At 61.4% G+C, this 16,568-nt stretch carries 15 protein-coding genes and 1 pseudogene; 14 read left to right on the top strand and 2 right to left on the bottom strand.

Going from position 1 to position 16,568, the window contains the following annotated elements; all coding sequences use genetic code 11:
- Window positions 1-71 precede the first annotated feature (71 nt).
- On the top strand, window positions 72-1,082 hold the full coding sequence (locus TU82_RS17080; RefSeq protein WP_003237460.1) for a class 1 fructose-bisphosphatase: 1,011 nt from the start codon (window positions 72-74) through the stop codon (window positions 1,080-1,082).
- A gap of 147 nt (window positions 1,083-1,229) precedes the next feature.
- Here the strand turns inward: TU82_RS17080 and TU82_RS17075 are convergent, their stop codons facing one another.
- Window positions 1,230-1,412 carry a hypothetical protein gene (locus TU82_RS17075; RefSeq protein WP_057724470.1) on the bottom strand — a complete coding sequence of 61 codons (183 nt, stop codon included), beginning with the start codon at window positions 1,410-1,412 and terminating at the stop codon, window positions 1,230-1,232.
- A gap of 165 nt (window positions 1,413-1,577) precedes the next feature.
- Here TU82_RS17075 and TU82_RS17070 point away from each other — a divergent pair, with 165 nt between their 5' ends.
- The gene (locus tag TU82_RS17070; protein WP_033897714.1) at window positions 1,578-1,832 is read left to right on the top strand and encodes a lipoprotein; all 255 of its coding nucleotides are present in this window, start codon (window positions 1,578-1,580) and stop codon (window positions 1,830-1,832) included.
- Between the two features lie 30 nt (window positions 1,833-1,862).
- Window positions 1,863-2,432, top strand: coding sequence for a lipocalin family protein (locus TU82_RS17065; RefSeq protein ID WP_057724469.1), 570 nt, complete (start codon window positions 1,863-1,865; stop codon window positions 2,430-2,432).
- Between the two features lie 115 nt (window positions 2,433-2,547).
- Here the strand turns inward: TU82_RS17065 and TU82_RS17060 are convergent, their stop codons facing one another.
- Window positions 2,548-3,912 (bottom strand): formimidoylglutamate deiminase, encoded by a 1,365-nt coding sequence (locus TU82_RS17060; protein ID WP_057724468.1) that lies wholly within the window; start codon window positions 3,910-3,912, stop codon window positions 2,548-2,550.
- 147 nt (window positions 3,913-4,059) lie between these two features.
- On the opposite strand from TU82_RS17060, the gene hutC reads away from it, so the two are divergent.
- The 11 genes and pseudogenes from hutC to TU82_RS17010 all read left to right on the top strand — a co-directional run bounded on the left by hutC (window position 4,060) and on the right by TU82_RS17010 (window position 16,556).
- A complete protein-coding gene (gene hutC / locus TU82_RS17055) occupies window positions 4,060-4,770 on the top strand; it encodes a histidine utilization transcriptional repressor HutC (protein WP_248842640.1) in 711 nt (236 codons plus the stop codon).
- Window positions 4,767-5,327 (top strand): HutD/Ves family protein, encoded by a 561-nt coding sequence (locus TU82_RS17050; protein WP_057724466.1) that lies wholly within the window; start codon window positions 4,767-4,769, stop codon window positions 5,325-5,327. Before hutC ends, TU82_RS17050 begins: the two co-directional genes overlap by 4 nt.
- A gap of 405 nt (window positions 5,328-5,732) precedes the next feature.
- Entirely contained in the window at window positions 5,733-7,406 is a 1,674-nt protein-coding gene (hutU, locus tag TU82_RS17045; protein ID WP_057724465.1) for a urocanate hydratase, read from the top strand.
- Between the two features lie 130 nt (window positions 7,407-7,536).
- Window positions 7,537-8,982, top strand: coding sequence for a purine-cytosine permease family protein (locus tag TU82_RS17040; protein WP_057724464.1), 1,446 nt, complete (start codon window positions 7,537-7,539; stop codon window positions 8,980-8,982).
- A 69-nt stretch (window positions 8,983-9,051) separates the two neighbouring features.
- Window positions 9,052-10,017, top strand: coding sequence for an ABC transporter substrate-binding protein (locus TU82_RS17035; protein ID WP_057724463.1), 966 nt, complete (start codon window positions 9,052-9,054; stop codon window positions 10,015-10,017).
- A gap of 71 nt (window positions 10,018-10,088) precedes the next feature.
- Complete coding sequence (locus tag TU82_RS17030) at window positions 10,089-10,940, top strand: ABC transporter permease (protein ID WP_057724462.1); 852 nt, start codon at window positions 10,089-10,091, stop codon at window positions 10,938-10,940.
- Window positions 10,937-11,761: a quaternary amine ABC transporter ATP-binding protein gene (locus TU82_RS17025; RefSeq protein WP_057724461.1), complete on the top strand. Its 825-nt coding sequence runs from the start codon at window positions 10,937-10,939 to the stop codon at window positions 11,759-11,761. Before TU82_RS17030 ends, TU82_RS17025 begins: the two co-directional genes overlap by 4 nt.
- 143 nt (window positions 11,762-11,904) lie before the next feature.
- A complete protein-coding gene (gene hutH, locus TU82_RS17020) occupies window positions 11,905-13,413 on the top strand; it encodes a histidine ammonia-lyase (RefSeq protein WP_057724460.1) in 1,509 nt (502 codons plus the stop codon).
- A gap of 39 nt (window positions 13,414-13,452) precedes the next feature.
- Window positions 13,453-14,985, top strand: a complete 1,533-nt coding sequence (hutH, locus tag TU82_RS17015) for a histidine ammonia-lyase (RefSeq protein WP_057724459.1) — start codon at window positions 13,453-13,455, stop codon at window positions 14,983-14,985.
- 29 nt (window positions 14,986-15,014) lie between these two features.
- Window positions 15,015-15,101, top strand: a pseudogene (locus tag TU82_RS29215) (outer membrane lipoprotein carrier protein LolA); the annotation flags it as partial.
- Between the two features lie 45 nt (window positions 15,102-15,146).
- Window positions 15,147-16,556, top strand: coding sequence for an amino acid permease (locus TU82_RS17010; protein WP_057724458.1), 1,410 nt, complete (start codon window positions 15,147-15,149; stop codon window positions 16,554-16,556).
- Window positions 16,557-16,568 lie beyond the last annotated feature (12 nt).

Below are 16,568 nucleotides of genomic sequence, written 5' to 3'. Positions count from 1 at the left end.
TAGGAGGAAATACGCCCAGACTCGCGCTAAACTGCGCGGGTTTTCAAGCCCCCCATTGTCCGGAGCCTTACATGTCCCGCGTTACCTTGAGTCGCTATTTGATCGAGCAGACCCGCAGCAACAACACGCCTGCCGATCTGCGCTTCCTTATCGAAGTGGTGGCGCGTGCCTGCAAGGAAATCAGCCACGCCGTATCCAAAGGCGCACTGGGTGGTGTCCTGGGCAGCATGGGCACTGAAAACGTGCAGGGCGAAGTGCAGAAGAAGCTCGACGTGATCTCCAACGAGATCCTGCTCGAAGCCAACGAATGGGGCGGTCACCTGGCCGGCATGGCGTCCGAAGAAATGGACAATGCCTACCAGATCCCGGGCAAATACCCCAAAGGCGCCTACCTGCTGGTGTTCGACCCACTGGACGGCTCGTCCAACATTGACATCAACGCCCCGGTCGGCACCATTTTCTCGGTACTGCGTTGCCCGAACGAATACCTGAGCCAGAACGAGGCCCTCAACGAAAAGGCCTTTTTGCAGCCAGGTACCGAGCAGGTCGCTGCCGGCTACGCGATCTACGGCCCGCAGACCATGCTGGTGCTGACCCTGGGCGACGGCGTCAAGGGCTTCACCCTGGACCGTGAAATGGGCAGCTTCGTATTGACCCACGAAGACATCACCATTCCTGCGTCCACCCAGGAATTCGCGATCAACATGTCCAACCAGCGCCACTGGGAAGAACCCGTCACCCGCTACGTGGGCGAGCTGATGGCCGGCGAAGAAGGCCCGTTGAAGAAAAACTTCAACATGCGCTGGGTCGCCGCGATGGTGGCCGACGTGCACCGTATCCTGACCCGTGGTGGCTTGTTCATGTACCCACGCGACAGCCGCGAACCGTCCAAGCCGGGCAAGCTGCGCCTGATGTACGAAGCCAACCCGATGTCGTTCCTGGTTGAGCAGGCCGGCGGCGCGTCCACCGACGGCCACCAGCGCATCCTCGACATCCAGCCCGAAGGCCTGCACCAGCGTGTGGCGGTGTTCCTGGGGTCCAAGGAAGAAGTTGAGCGTGTGACGGCTTACCACAAGAAGTAAAACTTTGTGGCGAGGGAGCTTGCTCCCGCTCGGGTGCGCAGCGCCCGCAAGCTTTTGGGGCTGCTTCGCAGCCCGGCGGGAGCAAGCTCCCTCGCCACATAAGCGTTCAGACCTGAAGGTTTGAACCACAAGAAGCCCCGAAACGTTTCAGCGTTTCGGGGCTTCTTTATTTTTGCGGGTATAGGCGGTTTGGCTCTGGTCAAGTTCTTTGAATACCTCGTCAAGGTCCTGATAACGCCCCAACTCGATTTCCCGACCCCCTGAAGCAAGTAGTTCCAACATCGCTTTGGTTTCCGGAGCGTAAAGCTCGGATTTGTTTTTTTCACTCATAAGCTTGGGTCCTCATCCAAGTGCGAACATTGCTATTTTTGCAGGACAGCGCAGTCCTTGCGCAGAAAAAATAAATACCACCCCTCGTCGGGAACCAGACACCTCTTTTCCCTTCTAAGCTTCTGGCAGATACCCCAGCTGCTTTGTCTCTCCAGGAGCTTTTCCATGTCTTTACGCCGTCTCGCCCTGCTGGCTTTTTGCGTGCTGTTAGCCGCTTGCAGCAAGGTCAACCAAGAAAATTACCAGAAGTTGTCGGCCGGCATGGCCAAGGCCGAGGTGGAGTCGTTGCTGGGCAAGCCGACTGATTGTTCCGGCGCACTGGGCATGTCCAGCTGCACCTGGGGCGATAAAAACAGCTTTATCAGCGTGCAGTATGCCGGTGACAAGGTTCTGATGTTTTCCGGGCAAGGCCTGAAGTAAACCGGGGCGCGAGCCTGCGGGAGAAGAAGAATGATGCGTTTTGTTGTGTTCCTTTGCGCCAGCCTGTTTTTGGCGGGCTGCGCCAGCCATTCTGGCGATGATCTGCAACCCAAGACCGCGAATCACGTCAACCTCAAGCGTTACCAGGGTACCTGGTACGAGTTGGCTCGCTTGCCGATGTACTTCCAGCGCAACTGCGCGCAGTCCGAAGCGCGCTACACCCTGCTGCCCGATGGCGACATGTCGGTGTTCAACCGCTGCCTGACACCTGAATGGAAATGGCAGGAAGCCAAAGGGACGGCTACGCCGCAAGTGCCGGGCAAGACCGACAAGCTCTGGGTGGAATTCGACAACTGGTTTACGTCGTTACTGCCTGGCGTCGCCAAAGGCGATTACTGGGTGCTGTATGTCAGCGATGATTACAAGACGGCCATCGTCGGCAGCCCTAGCCGGCGTTACATGTGGATCCTGTCGCGTACGCCGACGGTGAGCGCCGAAACCCGTGAAGACCTGCTGAGCAGGGCGCGGCAGCAGGGGTATGACACGACGCGGTTGATCTGGCGTACTTCAGATAAGCAGATGGCGAAGACGTCGCAGTAACCCAGGATCACACAAATCAAAATGTGGGAGGGGGCTCGCCCCCGATAGCGGTGTGTCAGTATCAGATGAGCTGACTGACACACAGCAATCGGGGGCAAGCCCCCTCCCACATTTTTTAACCGAGTAAATCCTTCAATACCTGCGTGAACGCCCGGTTGCTTTCTTCCTCGCCGGCATGCCGCCCACCGCGCACCACCCACTTGCCGTTCACCAGTACATCGCGCACCTGCCGATCACCACCGGCAAACAGCCAGCGATTGAGAATCCCATCCTCACTGGCCGTGGCCAGGTACGGATCGTTACCGTCCAGCACGATCCAGTCCGCACGCTTGCCCATTTCCAGGCGGCCAATCGGCTGGCCCAGCGCTTGTGCGCCACCGTCCAGCGCCGCATCGAACAGCGTGCGGCCCACCATCGGCTGGTCGTTGCGATACAGGCGATTGCGCCGCTGATCGCGCAGGCGCTGGCCATATTCCAGCCAACGCAGTTCTTCCACCACGCTCAGTGACACATGGCTGTCGGAGCCGATACCCAGGCGGCCACCCTGGGCCAGAAAATCCACTGCCGGAAAAATGCCATCGCCCAGGTTGGCTTCCGTGGTCAGGCACAAACCGGCAATTGCCCGGCTCCTGGCCATGCGCGTCACTTCCTCGGGATCGGCATGGGTGGCATGCACCAGGCACCAGCGTTCATTCACGTCGACATTGTCATACAGCCACTGCAATGGGCGCTTGCCGCTCCAGGCCAGGCAGTCGTCGACTTCCTTTTGCTGTTCGGCAATGTGGATGTGCACCGGGCAAGCCTTGTCGCTGGCGGCCAGCACTTGCTCGATCTGTTCGGGCGTGACTGCCCGCAGGGAGTGGAAACACAGGCCCAGGTACTGCGCAGGTTGCGCGGCGAGTATCGGCTGCAGGCGCGCCTGCAGGTCGAGATAATGTTCGGTACTGTTGATAAACCGGCGCTGCCCGTCGTTGGGTGCCTGGCCACCGAAGCCCGAATGCGTATAAAGCACCGGCAGCAGCGTCAGGCCGATCCCGCTGCTGGCGGCTGCCTGGCTGATCTGGCGCGACAGCTCGGTACGGTCGGCATAGGGCTGGCCGCTGACGTCGTGGTGCACATAGTGAAACTCGGCGACCGAGGTGTAGCCGGCCTTGAGCATTTCAATGTACAGCTGACGGGCGATGACCTGCAGTTGGTCCGGGTTGATCTTGCCGACCATGCGGTACATCAGGTCGCGCCAGGTCCAGAAACTGTCGTTCGGATTGCCTGCCACTTCGGCCAGGCCCGCCATGGCGCGCTGGAAGGCGTGGGAATGCAGGTTCGGCATGCCGGCCAGTACCGGCCCCCTGAGCCGCTCGGCGCCGTCTGCCGTGGCATTGGCCTCTACCTTCGTCAGCCGACCATCGGCGCTGACTTCAAGACGTACATCATTGGCCCATCCATCAGGCAGCAGCGCGCGTTCGGCAAAGAAAGCGGACATGATCAAGGCACCCCGGTCGTGTGTTTATTTGTATATACATATACAGACGTTTGCCTGCTCGGTAAACTCCGGCAATCTATGCATCTTTTTCCCCTGCAAGGATTCCCTGTGCCGACTCCGCCCGCCAAGTCTTCGCTGGCTGCCCACATGGACGAAAGTCCGGCGCCCTTGTATGCCCGCGTCAAACAGATGATCAGCCAGCAGATCCTCAACGGCAACTGGCCGCCCCATTACCGCGTGCCGTCGGAGAGCGAGCTGGTCAGCCAGTTGGGCTTCAGCCGCATGACCATCAACCGCGCGTTGCGCGAGCTGACGGCCGAAGGGTTGCTGGTGCGCATGCAAGGTGTGGGGACATTCGTCGCCGAGCCCAAGAGCCAGTCGGCGCTGTTTGAAGTGCACAACATTGCCGATGAGATCGCCTCACGCGGCCATCGCCATACGTGCCAGGTCATTACCCTGGGCGAGGAAGCGGCAGGTTCCGAACGTGCCGTCGCCCTGGAAATGCGTGAAGGCGGGCGGGTGTTTCACTCGCTGATCGTGCATTTCGAAAACGACATTCCGGTGCAGATCGAAGACCGTTTCGTCAACGCACTGGTGGCGCCGGAATACCTGCAACAGGATTTCACCCAGCAAACGCCCTACGCCTATCTCAATCAGGTCGCACCGCTGACCGAAGGCGAGCACGTGGTTGAAGCGATCCTCGCCGATGCCGCCGAATGCAAGCTGCTGCAGATCGAGCCGGGCGAGCCCTGCCTGTTGATTCGCCGACGCACCTGGTCCGGCCGCCAGCCGGTCACGGCCGCGCGCCTGATTCACCCCGGTTCCCGCCACAGCCTCGAAGGACGCTTCAGTAAATGAGTTCAGTCAACGTCTGGCGCGCCGCCGACTACGTGCGCATGCCGTGGAAAAACGGCGGCGGCAGTACCGAAGAAATCACTCGCGACGCGGGCACCGGCCTGGATGGCTTCGGCTGGCGCCTGTCGATTGCCGATATCGCCGAGTCGGGCGGGTTTTCCACCTTTGCCGGTTATCAGCGCGTGATCACCGTGATCAAGGGCGCGGGCATGGTGTTGACCGTGGATGGTGAAGAGCAGCGCGGTCTGTTACCGCTGCAACCGTTCGCCTTCGCCGGTGACAGCCAGGTGTCGTGCCGCTTGATCACCGGGCCGATCCGCGATTTCAACCTGATCTATTCGCCTGAGCGTTACCACGCGCGGTTGCAGTGGGTGGATGGTGTGCAGCGGTTTTTCAGTACGGCGCAGACGGTGCTGGTGTTCAGCGTGGCCGATGAGGTGAAGGTGTTGGACCAGAAACTCGGCCATCACGACTGTCTGCAAGTGGACGGTAACAATGGCTTGCTGGATATCTCAGTCACTGGCCGCTGCTGCCTGATCGAACTGACCGCACGCGGTTAAAAAATGTGGGAGGGGGCTTGCCCCCGATAGCGGTGTATCAGCCAAAGATTGGGTGGCTGACACTCTGCAATCGGGGGCAAGCCCCCTCCCACATTTGGTTCGGTGTTGTTTAAAAGATCTGTTTCCAGATCGCGCACCAATTTGTTACCGAATGCCCCAGCGTGACGCAAAGTCGTGCTGCCGTGACTATATTTCTCCGTCGTAAATTCCTTCGTAAAAAATTTCATCAAGCCTGGAAGCCTCAATTTCCAAGGCTCTCACGCGCTGTGCAAAAAAATCCAAACCACTGCCACGCAAAGTTGGCCGCTCGATTGCATATGCTTGTACATACAAGTAAAGATGTGTGCGTAAGACTCTGCTTCGCACCGTCCCAGCCCGCGCATTGATCGCCGAGGAGTCTGAGTTGTGAACAAGCCTACAAAATACCGTGACGTCGAAATCCGTGCCGCCCGCGGTAACACGCTCACCGCCAAAAGCTGGCTGACCGAAGCGCCTCTGCGCATGTTGATGAACAACCTCGACCCGCAAGTGGCCGAGAATCCCAAGGAACTGGTGGTGTACGGCGGTATTGGCCGTGCGGCGCGTAACTGGGAATGCTACGACCAGATCGTCGAGAGCCTCACCCACCTGAATGACGACGAAACCCTGCTGGTGCAATCCGGCAAGCCGGTCGGCGTGTTCAAGACCCACAGCAACGCCCCGCGCGTGTTGATCGCCAACTCCAACCTGGTGCCGCACTGGGCCAGTTGGGAACACTTCAACGAGCTGGATGCCAAGGGCCTGGCCATGTACGGCCAGATGACCGCCGGCAGCTGGATCTATATCGGCAGCCAGGGCATCGTCCAGGGCACCTACGAAACCTTCGTTGAAGCCGGTCGCCAGCATTACAACAGTGACCTCACCGGCCGTTGGGTCCTCACCGCCGGCCTCGGCGGCATGGGCGGCGCACAACCGTTGGCCGCGACCCTGGCCGGCGCCTGTTCGCTGAATATCGAATGCCAGCAGGTCAGCATCGACTTCCGCCTGGCCAGCCGCTATGTCGACGAGCAAGCCACGGACCTGGACGATGCCCTGGCGCGCATTGCCAAGTACACCGGGGAAGGCAAAGCCATCTCCATCGCCCTGCTGGGCAACGCCGCCGAAATCCTGCCGGAACTGGTCAAGCGTGGCGTGCGTCCGGACATGGTCACCGACCAGACCAGCGCCCACGACCCGCTCAACGGCTACCTGCCGGCCGGCTGGACCTGGGACGAATACCGCGCCCGCGCCAAGACCGAGCCCGCCGCCGTGATCAAGGCCGCCAAGCAGTCGATGGCCGTGCACGTCAAAGCCATGCTCGAGTTCCAGAAACAGGGCATCCCGACGTTCGACTACGGCAACAACATCCGCCAGATGGCCCAGGAAGAAGGCGTGGAAAACGCCTTCGATTTCCCGGGTTTCGTACCGGCCTACATCCGTCCGCTGTTCTGCCGTGGCATTGGCCCGTTCCGCTGGGCGGCGCTGTCCGGTGACCCGCAGGACATCTACAAGACCGACGCCAAAGTCAAAGAACTGATCCCCGACGACGCCCATCTGCACAACTGGTTGGACATGGCCCGCGAGCGCATCAGCTTCCAGGGTTTGCCGGCGCGTATCTGCTGGGTCGGCCTGGGGCAGCGCGCCAAGCTCGGCCTGGCGTTCAACGAGATGGTGCGCAGCGGTGAGTTGTCGGCACCGGTCGTGATCGGTCGTGACCATCTCGACTCCGGCTCGGTTGCGAGCCCGAACCGCGAAACCGAATCCATGCAGGACGGTTCCGACGCCGTGTCCGACTGGCCGCTGCTCAACGCCTTGCTCAACACCGCCAGCGGCGCGACCTGGGTGTCGTTGCACCACGGCGGCGGCGTCGGCATGGGCTTCTCCCAGCATTCGGGCATGGTGATCGTGTGTGACGGTACCGATGAAGCGGCCGAGCGGATTGCGCGGGTGCTGCATAACGACCCGGCGACCGGGGTGATGCGCCATGCGGATGCGGGTTACCAGATTGCCATCGATTGCGCCAAGGAACAGGGCCTGAATCTGCCGATGATCAACGGCTGACGCAACCACTGTAGGAGCGAGCTTGCTCGCGAAGGTATTCCAGGCGCATCGCTGCGTTGAATGTACGTTTTTCGCGAGCAAGCTCGCTCCTACAGAAAAGCATCGAACAATCCATCAGAGGTTGAACAACATGGCTGCGAACGACACCACCCCGTTGATCGAAAGGCGTTCGATCGACTACATCCCGGAAGCGGAAAGACATGGTCGTCTATTGAGCCAGTTCACCCTGTGGATGGGTGCCAACCTGCAAATCACCGCGATCGTTACCGGGGCCCTGGCCGTGGTGCTGGGCGGTGATGTGTTCTGGTCGTTGATCGGTCTGTTGATCGGTCAACTGATCGGCGGCGGCGTCATGGCGTTGCATGCCGCGCAAGGGCCCAAGCTTGGCCTGCCGCAGATGATCTCCAGCCGGGTGCAGTTCGGTGTGTATGGCGCGGCTATTCCGATCGTGCTGGTGTGCCTGATGTACCTGGGTTTCACCGCCACCGGCACGGTGCTGTCGGGGCAGGCGCTGGGCCAGTTGTTCGGGGTCAGCGACAGCGTCGGCATCCTGATTTTTGCCAGTGTCATCGTGCTGGCCACGGTGCTGGGTTACCGGGTGATCCATTTCATCGGGCGTGTGGCCAGCGTCATCGGCGTGATTGCCTTTGTCTACCTGTTCAGCCGCCTGATGAGCCAGACCGATGTTGGCGCGCTCCTGCAGATCCGTCACTTCAGCTGGAGCAGCTTTCTGCTGGCCGTGTCGCTCGCGGCCTCCTGGCAGATCGCTTTCGGGCCCTACGTGGCGGACTATTCGCGTTACCTGCCGAGCCAGACGTCTTCGATGAAAACCTTCTTCGCTGCGGGCGCAGGCTCGGTCATTGGCGCGCAGGTGGCAATGGTGCTCGGCGTGTTTGCCGCAGCCATGTCCAACGGCCAGTTCGCCGGGCACGAAGTGGCCTATATCGTTGGCTTGAGCGGTACGGGGGCCACCGCTGCGTTGCTGTATTTCAGCATCGCATTCGGCAAGGTCACCATCTCCACGCTCAATTCCTACGGCAGCTTCATGTGCATCGCGACCATCATCAGCGGTTTCCGTGGCCGCCTGGAGGTCACGCGTCTGCAGCGCCTGGTGTTCGTGCTGGTCATTGTCGGTACGGCAACCCTGATCGCGCTGCTCGGCCAGCACTCGTTCCTCGGCGCGTTCAAGTCGTTCATCCTGTTCCTGCTGGCGTTCTTCACGCCCTGGAGCGCGATCAACCTGGTGGATTACTACTGCATCACCCGCGAGCGCTATGACGTGCCGGCGCTTGCCGACCCGAACGGTCGCTACGGTCGCTGGAACCTCTTGGGGATCAGCGTCTATGTGTTCGGCGTGCTGGTGCAGTTGCCGTTCATCTCGACCAAGTTCTACACCGGTCCCCTGGTGGCCGCGCTGGGTGACGTGGATATTTCCTGGATCATCGGCCTGGTACTGCCTGCGGCCCTGTATTACGTGTGTGCGAAAAAATGGCACGGCACGGTACCCGATCATCTGATCCTGCCAAAAGAGCAGGGCGCTTTACCCACAACAGACGGGCTGGCTGCACAAGCTTGATGGGACGTGGACAAGGCAGGACGCCTTTTGACTGCCGTAATCCATTTCATGATTGGGAGCGTCACAACAATGAAAATGCATAAGACCCTGCTGACCACGTTGCTGTCTGCGGGCTTGCTGGCAAGCGCCGGCGCCCAGGCGGCCGGCTGGTGTGAATCCGGCAAGCCGGTGAAATTCGCCGGGCTGAACTGGGAAAGCGGCATGTTGCTCACCGACATCCTGCAAACCGTGCTGGAGAAAGGCTACGACTGCAAAACCGACAGCCTGCCGGGCAACTCGATCACCATGGAGAACGCCCTTAGCAGTAACGACATCCAGGTGTTTGCCGAAGAGTGGGTGGGCCGCAGCGAAGTCTGGAACAAGGCCGAGAAGGCCGGCAAGGTCGTCGGCGTCGGCGCGCCGGTGGTTGGCGCTGTTGAAGGCTGGTACGTGCCGCGCTATGTGATCGAAGGCGACGCCAAGCGCAAGCTGGAAGCGAAGGCCCCGGACCTCAAGAACATCGCTGACCTGGCCAAATACGCCTCGGTGTTCAAGGACCAGGAAGAACCGTCCAAGGGGCGTTTCTACAACTGCCCGGCCGGCTGGACCTGTGAACTGGACAACAGCGAAATGCTCAAGAGCTACGGCCTGGAAAGCACCTACACCAACTTCCGCCCCGGCACCGGCCCGGCGCTGGACGCGGCGGTACTGTCGAGCTACAAGCGTGGCGAGCCGATCCTGTTCTACTACTGGTCGCCGACGCCGCTGATGGGCCAGGTGGACCTGGTCAAGCTGGAAGAAAAACCGGGCGTGGATAAGCGCGTGAGTATCAAGGTCGGCCTTTCCAAGACCTTCCACGAGCAAGCGCCTGAGCTGGTGGCCGTGCTGGAGAAGGTCAACCTGCCCATCGACCTGCTGAATCAGAACCTTGGCCGCATGGCCAAGGAACGGATCGAGTCGCCGAAGCTGGCGAAAATTTTCCTCAAGGAACATCCTGAAGTCTGGCACGCCTGGGTGAGCGAAGACGCCGCCAGGAAAATCGACGCGGCCTTGTAGGTAAAGCGTGTCCGGCTACCCTGAGGGGCAGCCGGGCGCCTGGCCTCAACCCACTGGATCGAGAGCACGCTATGTTTCCTGAGAGTTTTACGTTTTCCATCGCCGACTGGGTCAACGGTTGGGTGGACTCGCTGGTCACCAACTACGGCGATGTGTTCCGGCACATCTCCGACACCCTGCTGTGGGCCATCGTCAATCTGGAAGGGCTGCTGCGCGCGGCGCCCTGGTGGCTGATGCTGGCCATCGTTGGCGTCATCGCCTGGCATGCCACGCGCAAGGTGGTGACCACGGTGGTGATCGTCGGCTTGTTGTTCCTCGTCGGCGCGGTTGGCCTGTGGGACAAACTGATGCAGACCCTGGCGCTGATGATGGTCGCCACGGTGATCTCGGTGCTGATCGGCATTCCCCTGGGTATCCTTTCCGCGCGCAGCAATCGCCTGCGCTCGGTACTGATGCCGCTGCTGGACATCATGCAAACCATGCCCAGCTTCGTGTACCTGATCCCGGTGCTGATGCTGTTTGGCCTGGGCAAGGTGCCGGCGATTTTCGCCACGGTCATTTACGCCGCGCCGCCGCTGATCCGCCTGACCGACCTGGGTATCCGCCAGGTCGATGGCGAGGTCATGGAGGCCATCAACGCCTTTGGCGCCAACCGCTGGCAACAATTGTTCGGCGTGCAACTGCCGCTGGCGCTGCCAAGCATCATGGCGGGTATCAACCAGACCACCATGATGGCCTTGTCGATGGTGGTGATCGCCTCGATGATCGGTGCCCGTGGCCTGGGTGAAGACGTGCTCGTCGGCATCCAGACCCTCAACGTTGGGCGAGGCCTGGAAGCCGGGCTGGCGATTGTGATTCTTGCAGTGGTCATCGACCGCATTACCCAGGCCTATGGTCGTCCACGGCATGAGGCGAGCAAATGACCAGTGTCAGCAAAATCGAAGTCAAAAACGTCTTCAAGATCTTCGGCAACCGCTCCAGGGAAGCGCTGGCGCTGATTGGCCAGGGCAAGACCAAGGATCAGGTGCTGGCCGAGACCGGTTGCGTGGTCGGCGTGAACGATCTGTCCCTGAGCATCGCCACCGGTGAAATCTTTGTGATCATGGGCTTGTCGGGCTCCGGCAAATCCACCCTGGTGCGTCACTTCAACCGCCTGATCGATCCCACCAGCGGTGCGATCCTGGTGGATGGCGAAGACATCCTGCAACTGGACATGGAGGCCCTGCGTCAATTCCGTCGCCACAAGATCAGCATGGTGTTCCAGAGCTTCGGCCTGCTGCCCCACAAGAGCGTGCTCGACAATGTCGCCTATGGCCTGAAAGTGCGTGGTGAAACCAAGCAGGTCTGCGCCGAACGCGCCTTGCACTGGATCGAAACCGTGGGCCTGAAGGGCTACGAAAACAAATACCCGCACCAGCTCTCCGGCGGCATGCGTCAACGTGTCGGCCTGGCCCGCGCCTTGGCTGCAGACACCGACATCATCCTGATGGACGAAGCCTTCAGCGCCCTCGACCCGCTGATCCGCGCCGAAATGCAGGACCAGTTGCTCGAGCTGCAAAAGACCCTGCACAAGACCATCGTGTTTATCACCCATGACCTCGACGAGGCCGTGCGTATTGGTAACCGCATTGCGATTCTCAAGGACGGCAAGCTGATCCAGGTCGGCACGCCCAGGGAGATCCTGCATTCCCCGGCGGATGAGTATGTGGACCGGTTTGTTCAGCGGCGGGCGGCGGTGGTCTGATCCTGGTTTGGTGGTGAGGCTACTGGCCTCATCGGGGGCAAGCCCCCTCCCACACTTGAAAGTATTCACAGATCAAAATGTGGGAGGGGGCTTGCCCCCGATAGGGCCGGTAAGGCTGCACAAAAATTAGAGAAGGTACAAAGATGCCCCAGGCAACACTCATCACCATCGCCGACGCCCCTATGCGCTGGCAGGACGTCACCGCCGTCGCCCGCCACGGCGCAGCGCTCGAACTCTCAAGCCAGGCCTGGGCGCGCATCGACAATGCCCAGGCCATCGTGCGGCGTATCGTCGCCAGCGGCGAACGCGCGTATGGCGTCAACACCGGCCTGGGCGCGCTGTGCAACGTGTCGCTGGAGGGCGAGCAACTGAGCCAGTTGTCGCGCAACACCTTGCTCAGCCACGCCTGCGGCGTCGGCCCTGTCTTGAGCGATGAGCATACCCGCGCGATCATCTGCGCCGCCATCATCAATTACAGTCACGGCAAATCCGGCCTGCACCCGCAAGTGGTGCAGGCGCTGCTGGCGTTGCTCAATCACGGCATCACGCCGCAGGTGCCGTCCCAGGGCTCGGTGGGGTATTTGACCCATATGGCCCATGTCGGCGTGGCGCTGCTCGGCGTCGGCAACGTCAGCTATCGCGGCCAGGTGGTGACCGCGCAGCGAGCCTTGGCCGCTGAAGGTTTGCAGCCCGTCGTTCTGGGCGCCAAGGACGGCCTGTGCCTGGTCAACGGTACGCCGTGCATGACCGGCCTGAGCTGCCTGGCCCTGGCCGATGCAAACCACCTGCTGCAATGGGCCGACGTGATCGGCGCGATGAGTTTCGAGGCCCAGCGCGGCCAGATCGACGCCTTTGACGAAGAAATCATCGCCCTCAAGCCGCACCCTGGCATGCAGCAAGTCGGTCGTAACCTGCGCGCCCTGCTCGACGGCAGTGAAGTGATCGCCAGCAGCAAAGGCATCCGCACCCAGGACGCCCTGAGCATCCGCTCGATCCCGCAGATCCACGGTGCGGCCCGCGATCAGGTGGAGCACGCGACCCGCCAGATCGAGACCGAACTCAACAGCGTCACGGACAACCCGCTGGTGCTCGGCACGCCGGACAACTACCGCGTGGTGTCCCAGGCCAACCCCCACGGCCAGTCCGTGGCGCTGGCGGCCGACATGCTCGCCATCGCCATGGCCGAAATCGGCTCGGTGGCCGAACGCCGCCTGGATCGCTTGATCAACCCGCATGTCAGCGGCCTGCCGGCGTTCCTGGTGAGCAACCCCGGGGTCAACTCCGGAATGATGATCGTGCAGTACGTCGCCGCGTCCCTGTGCGGGCAAAACCGCCAGTTGGCGCAACCGGCGGTACTCGACAACTTCGTCACCTCGGGCCTGCAGGAAGACCACTTGAGCATGGGCACCAATGCCGCGCTCAAGCTGCATCAGGTGCTGGCCAACGTGACTCAGATCCTCGCCATCGAATACCTGCTGGCGGCCCAGGCGTTCGAGTTCCTCAAGGAGCAGCGCTTTGGCGCAGGTACCGACCGCGCCTGGCGCCTGCTGCGCGAAGTGGTCCCCGCTTACGAGCAGGACCGCTGGCTGGCGCCGGACATTGCAGCGGCCGCCAACCTGATCAAAGACGCCGCATTACCGAATGTGCACTGAAGACTTATTCGAAAAGAACAATTCACAAGGAGAACGAATGTGACTGCGCTAAACCTGATCCCAGGCCAACTGAGCCTCGCCCAACTGCGGGCCATCTACCAGCAGCCGGTAACCCTCAGCCTGGATGACAGCGCCACGGCGCAGATCGAAGCCAGTGTGGCCTGTGTGGAGCAGATTCTCGCCGAGAACCGCACCGCCTATGGCATCAACACCGGTTTCGGCCTGCTGGCCTCGACCCGCATCGCCAGCGAAGACCTGGAAAACCTCCAGCGTTCGCTGGTGTTGTCCCATGCCGCCGGTGTGGGTGAGCCGATCAGCGATGCGCTGGTCCGGCTGGTCATGGTGCTCAAGGTCAACAGCCTGAGCCGTGGGTTCTCCGGGATTCGTCGGCAGGTGATCGACGCGCTGATCGCGCTGATCAACGCCGAGGTTTACCCGCACATTCCGCTTAAAGGTTCGGTCGGTGCATCCGGTGACTTGGCGCCCCTGGCCCATATGTCCCTGGTGCTGCTCGGCGAAGGCAAGGCGCGCTATAAGGGCGAATGGCTGGAGGCGACCGACGCGCTGAAAGTCGCCGGCCTGACGCCGCTGACCCTCGCCGCCAAAGAAGGCCTGGCCCTGCTCAATGGCACCCAGGTGTCCACCGCCTATGCCTTGCGCGGCCTGTTTGAAGGCGAAGACCTGTTCGCCGGCGCCCTGGCTTGCGGTGGCCTTACCGTGGAAGCGGTGCTTGGCTCGCGCTCGCCGTTCGACGCGCGTATCCATGCCGCACGCGGCCAACGTGGACAGATCGACGCCGCTGCGGCCTATCGCGACCTGCTCGGTGAAAGCAGCCAGGTGTCCCAGTCGCACCAGAACTGCGACAAGGTGCAAGACCCTTATTCCCTGCGCTGCCAGCCGCAGGTCATGGGCGCCTGCCTGACCCAGTTCCGCCAGGCCGCCGAGGTGCTGGTGGTCGAGGCCAACGCGGTGTCGGACAACCCGCTGGTGTTCGCCGCTGAAGGCGATGTGATTTCCGGCGGTAACTTTCACGCGGAACCTGTGGCCATGGCCGCCGACAACATGGCGTTGGCGATTGCCGAGATTGGCTCGCTCAGTGAGCGGCGTATCTCGTTGATGATGGACAAGCACATGTCGCAGCTGCCGCCGTTCCTGGTGGGCAATGGCGGGGTCAACTCCGGCTTCATGATCGCTCAGGTCACCGCTGCTGCGCTCGCCAGCGAGAACAAGGCGCTGGCCCATCCCCATAGCGTCGACAGCCTGCCGACCTCGGCCAACCAGGAAGACCACGTGTCCATGGCCCCGGCTGCGGGCAAGCGCCTGTGGGAAATGGCCGAGAACACCCGTGGCATTCTTGCGGTGGAATGGCTCGCCGCCTGCCAGGGCCTGGACCTGCGCGACGGCTTGAAAACCTCGCCTGCCCTTGAAAAGGCCCGTGGCCTGCTGCGCGACAAAGTGGCGTTCTACGACAAGGACCGCTTCTTCGCCCCGGACATCATCGCCGCCAGCGAACTGCTTGCCAGCCGTTGCCTGAACGAGCTGGTGCCGGCCAAGTTGCTGCCAAGCCTGTAACCCACCACCGACCCACTGTAGGAGCGAGCTTGCTCGCGAAAATCGCCAACGATTACGCGGTAAACCTGACACCCCTCAGCGCTCTCAGGTTTTTCGCGAGCAAGCTCGCTCCTACAGGTGAGGTCGCGTTTTTCTCAGGATAAGAATAATAGGGACGAGAAATGCACCCGCCAGAAAAAACTTTGAAACGCGGGCTCAACGCCCGACACATTCGCTTCATGGCACTCGGTTCCGCGATCGGTACCGGGCTGTTCTACGGTTCGGCCTCCGCCATCCAGATGGCCGGCCCCGCCGTGCTGCTGGCCTACCTGATCGGCGGCGCCGCCGTGTTCATGGTGATGCGCGCCCTCGGCGAAATGGCCGTGCACAACCCGGTGTCCGGCTCGTTCGGCCACTACGCCAGCACCTACCTGGGACCCATGGCCGGGTTTATCCTCGGCTGGACCTATGCTTTTGAAATGATCATCGTCTGCCTGGCCGACGTCACCGCCTTCGGCATCTACATGGGCTTCTGGTTTCCCGAGGTGGCCCGTTGGGTCTGGGTGCTGGGCATTGTGTTTCTGATCGGCGGCCTGAACCTGTGCAACGTCAAAGTGTTTGGCGAAATGGAGTTCTGGCTGTCGCTGCTCAAGGTCGGCGCCATTGTCGCGATGATCCTCGGCGGCTTCGGCATCATGCTGTTCGGTATTCATTCGGCCGGTCAAACCCAGGCTGCCGGCCTGAGCAACCTGTGGGCCCACGGCGGCTTCATGCCCAACGGCATCGGCGGCCTGATCGCTTCCTTCGCCGTGGTGATGTTTGCCTTCGGCGGTATCGAAATCATCGGCATCACCGCCGGGGAAGCCAAGGACCCGCAGCGCGTGATCCCCAAGGCGATCAACGCCGTACCGCTGCGCATCCTGCTGTTCTACGTGCTGACCCTGTTTGTGCTGATGGCGATCTACCCGTGGCCGCAGATCGGCAGCCAGGGCAGCCCGTTCGTGCAGATTTTCAGCAACCTGGGAATCGGCTCGGCGGCGACCATCCTCAATATCGTAGTGATCTCGGCAGCGGTATCGGCCATCAACAGTGACATCTTCGGCGCCGGCCGCATGATGTACGGCCTGGCCCAGCAAGGGCAGGCGCCCAAGGGCTTCGCGCAATTGTCCAAACAGGGCGTACCGTGGATGACCGTGGTGGTGATGGGGGCGGCGCTGCTGGGCGGCGTGGTGCTCAACTACCTGATCCCGGAAAACGTGTTCCTGCTGATCGCCTCGATTGCCACCTTTGCCACCGTGTGGGTGTGGCTGATGATCCTGTTTACCCAGGTCGCCATGCGCCGCTCGATGAGCAAGGAGCAGGTGGCAGAGCTGAAATTCCCGGTGCCATTCTGGCCGTATGCGCCGGCAGCAGCCATTGTGTTCATGCTGTTTGTGTTTGGCGTGCTCGGTTACTTCCCCGACACTCAGGCGGCCTTGATGGTCGGAGCGGTATGGATCGTGTTGCTGATCGTTGCCTATCTGCTGTGGGTCAGGCCCGCTGCCGGGCAAGCGGCCAAGGTTCATTACGAACAGGCTTTGTCTCATCGATAACTTAGGGAGGCG

Origin of the sequence: Pseudomonas orientalis, from assembly GCF_001439815.1 — a bacterium.
Classification (GTDB): domain Bacteria; phylum Pseudomonadota; class Gammaproteobacteria; order Pseudomonadales; family Pseudomonadaceae; genus Aquipseudomonas; species Aquipseudomonas orientalis.
Note: the sequence above shows the minus strand (reverse complement) of the source record. Positions and strands in the feature narration are given on the sequence as shown.

What these genes read in the sequence shown, in the direction of transcription:
- TU82_RS17070 (WP_033897714.1), top strand. Translation starts at nt 1,578, where the DNA reads ATGTCTTTACGCCGTCTCGCCCTGCTGGCTTTTTGCGTGCTGTTAGCC.
- TU82_RS17050 (WP_057724466.1), top strand. Translation starts at nt 4,767, where the DNA reads ATGAGTTCAGTCAACGTCTGGCGCGCCGCCGACTACGTGCGCATGCCG.
- TU82_RS17075 (WP_057724470.1), bottom strand. Translation starts at nt 1,412, where the DNA reads ATGAGTGAAAAAAACAAATCCGAGCTTTACGCTCCGGAAACCAAAGCG.
- TU82_RS17080 (WP_003237460.1), top strand. Translation starts at nt 72, where the DNA reads ATGTCCCGCGTTACCTTGAGTCGCTATTTGATCGAGCAGACCCGCAGC.
- hutH (WP_057724460.1), top strand. Translation starts at nt 11,905, where the DNA reads ATGCCCCAGGCAACACTCATCACCATCGCCGACGCCCCTATGCGCTGG.
- TU82_RS17025 (WP_057724461.1), top strand. Translation starts at nt 10,937, where the DNA reads ATGACCAGTGTCAGCAAAATCGAAGTCAAAAACGTCTTCAAGATCTTC.
- TU82_RS17060 (WP_057724468.1), bottom strand. Translation starts at nt 3,912, where the DNA reads ATGTCCGCTTTCTTTGCCGAACGCGCGCTGCTGCCTGATGGATGGGCC.
- TU82_RS17030 (WP_057724462.1), top strand. Translation starts at nt 10,089, where the DNA reads ATGTTTCCTGAGAGTTTTACGTTTTCCATCGCCGACTGGGTCAACGGT.
- TU82_RS17010 (WP_057724458.1), top strand. Translation starts at nt 15,147, where the DNA reads ATGCACCCGCCAGAAAAAACTTTGAAACGCGGGCTCAACGCCCGACAC.
- TU82_RS17035 (WP_057724463.1), top strand. Translation starts at nt 9,052, where the DNA reads ATGAAAATGCATAAGACCCTGCTGACCACGTTGCTGTCTGCGGGCTTG.
- TU82_RS17065 (WP_057724469.1), top strand. Translation starts at nt 1,863, where the DNA reads ATGATGCGTTTTGTTGTGTTCCTTTGCGCCAGCCTGTTTTTGGCGGGC.
- hutC (WP_248842640.1), top strand. Translation starts at nt 4,060, where the DNA reads ATGGACGAAAGTCCGGCGCCCTTGTATGCCCGCGTCAAACAGATGATC.
- TU82_RS17040 (WP_057724464.1), top strand. Translation starts at nt 7,537, where the DNA reads ATGGCTGCGAACGACACCACCCCGTTGATCGAAAGGCGTTCGATCGAC.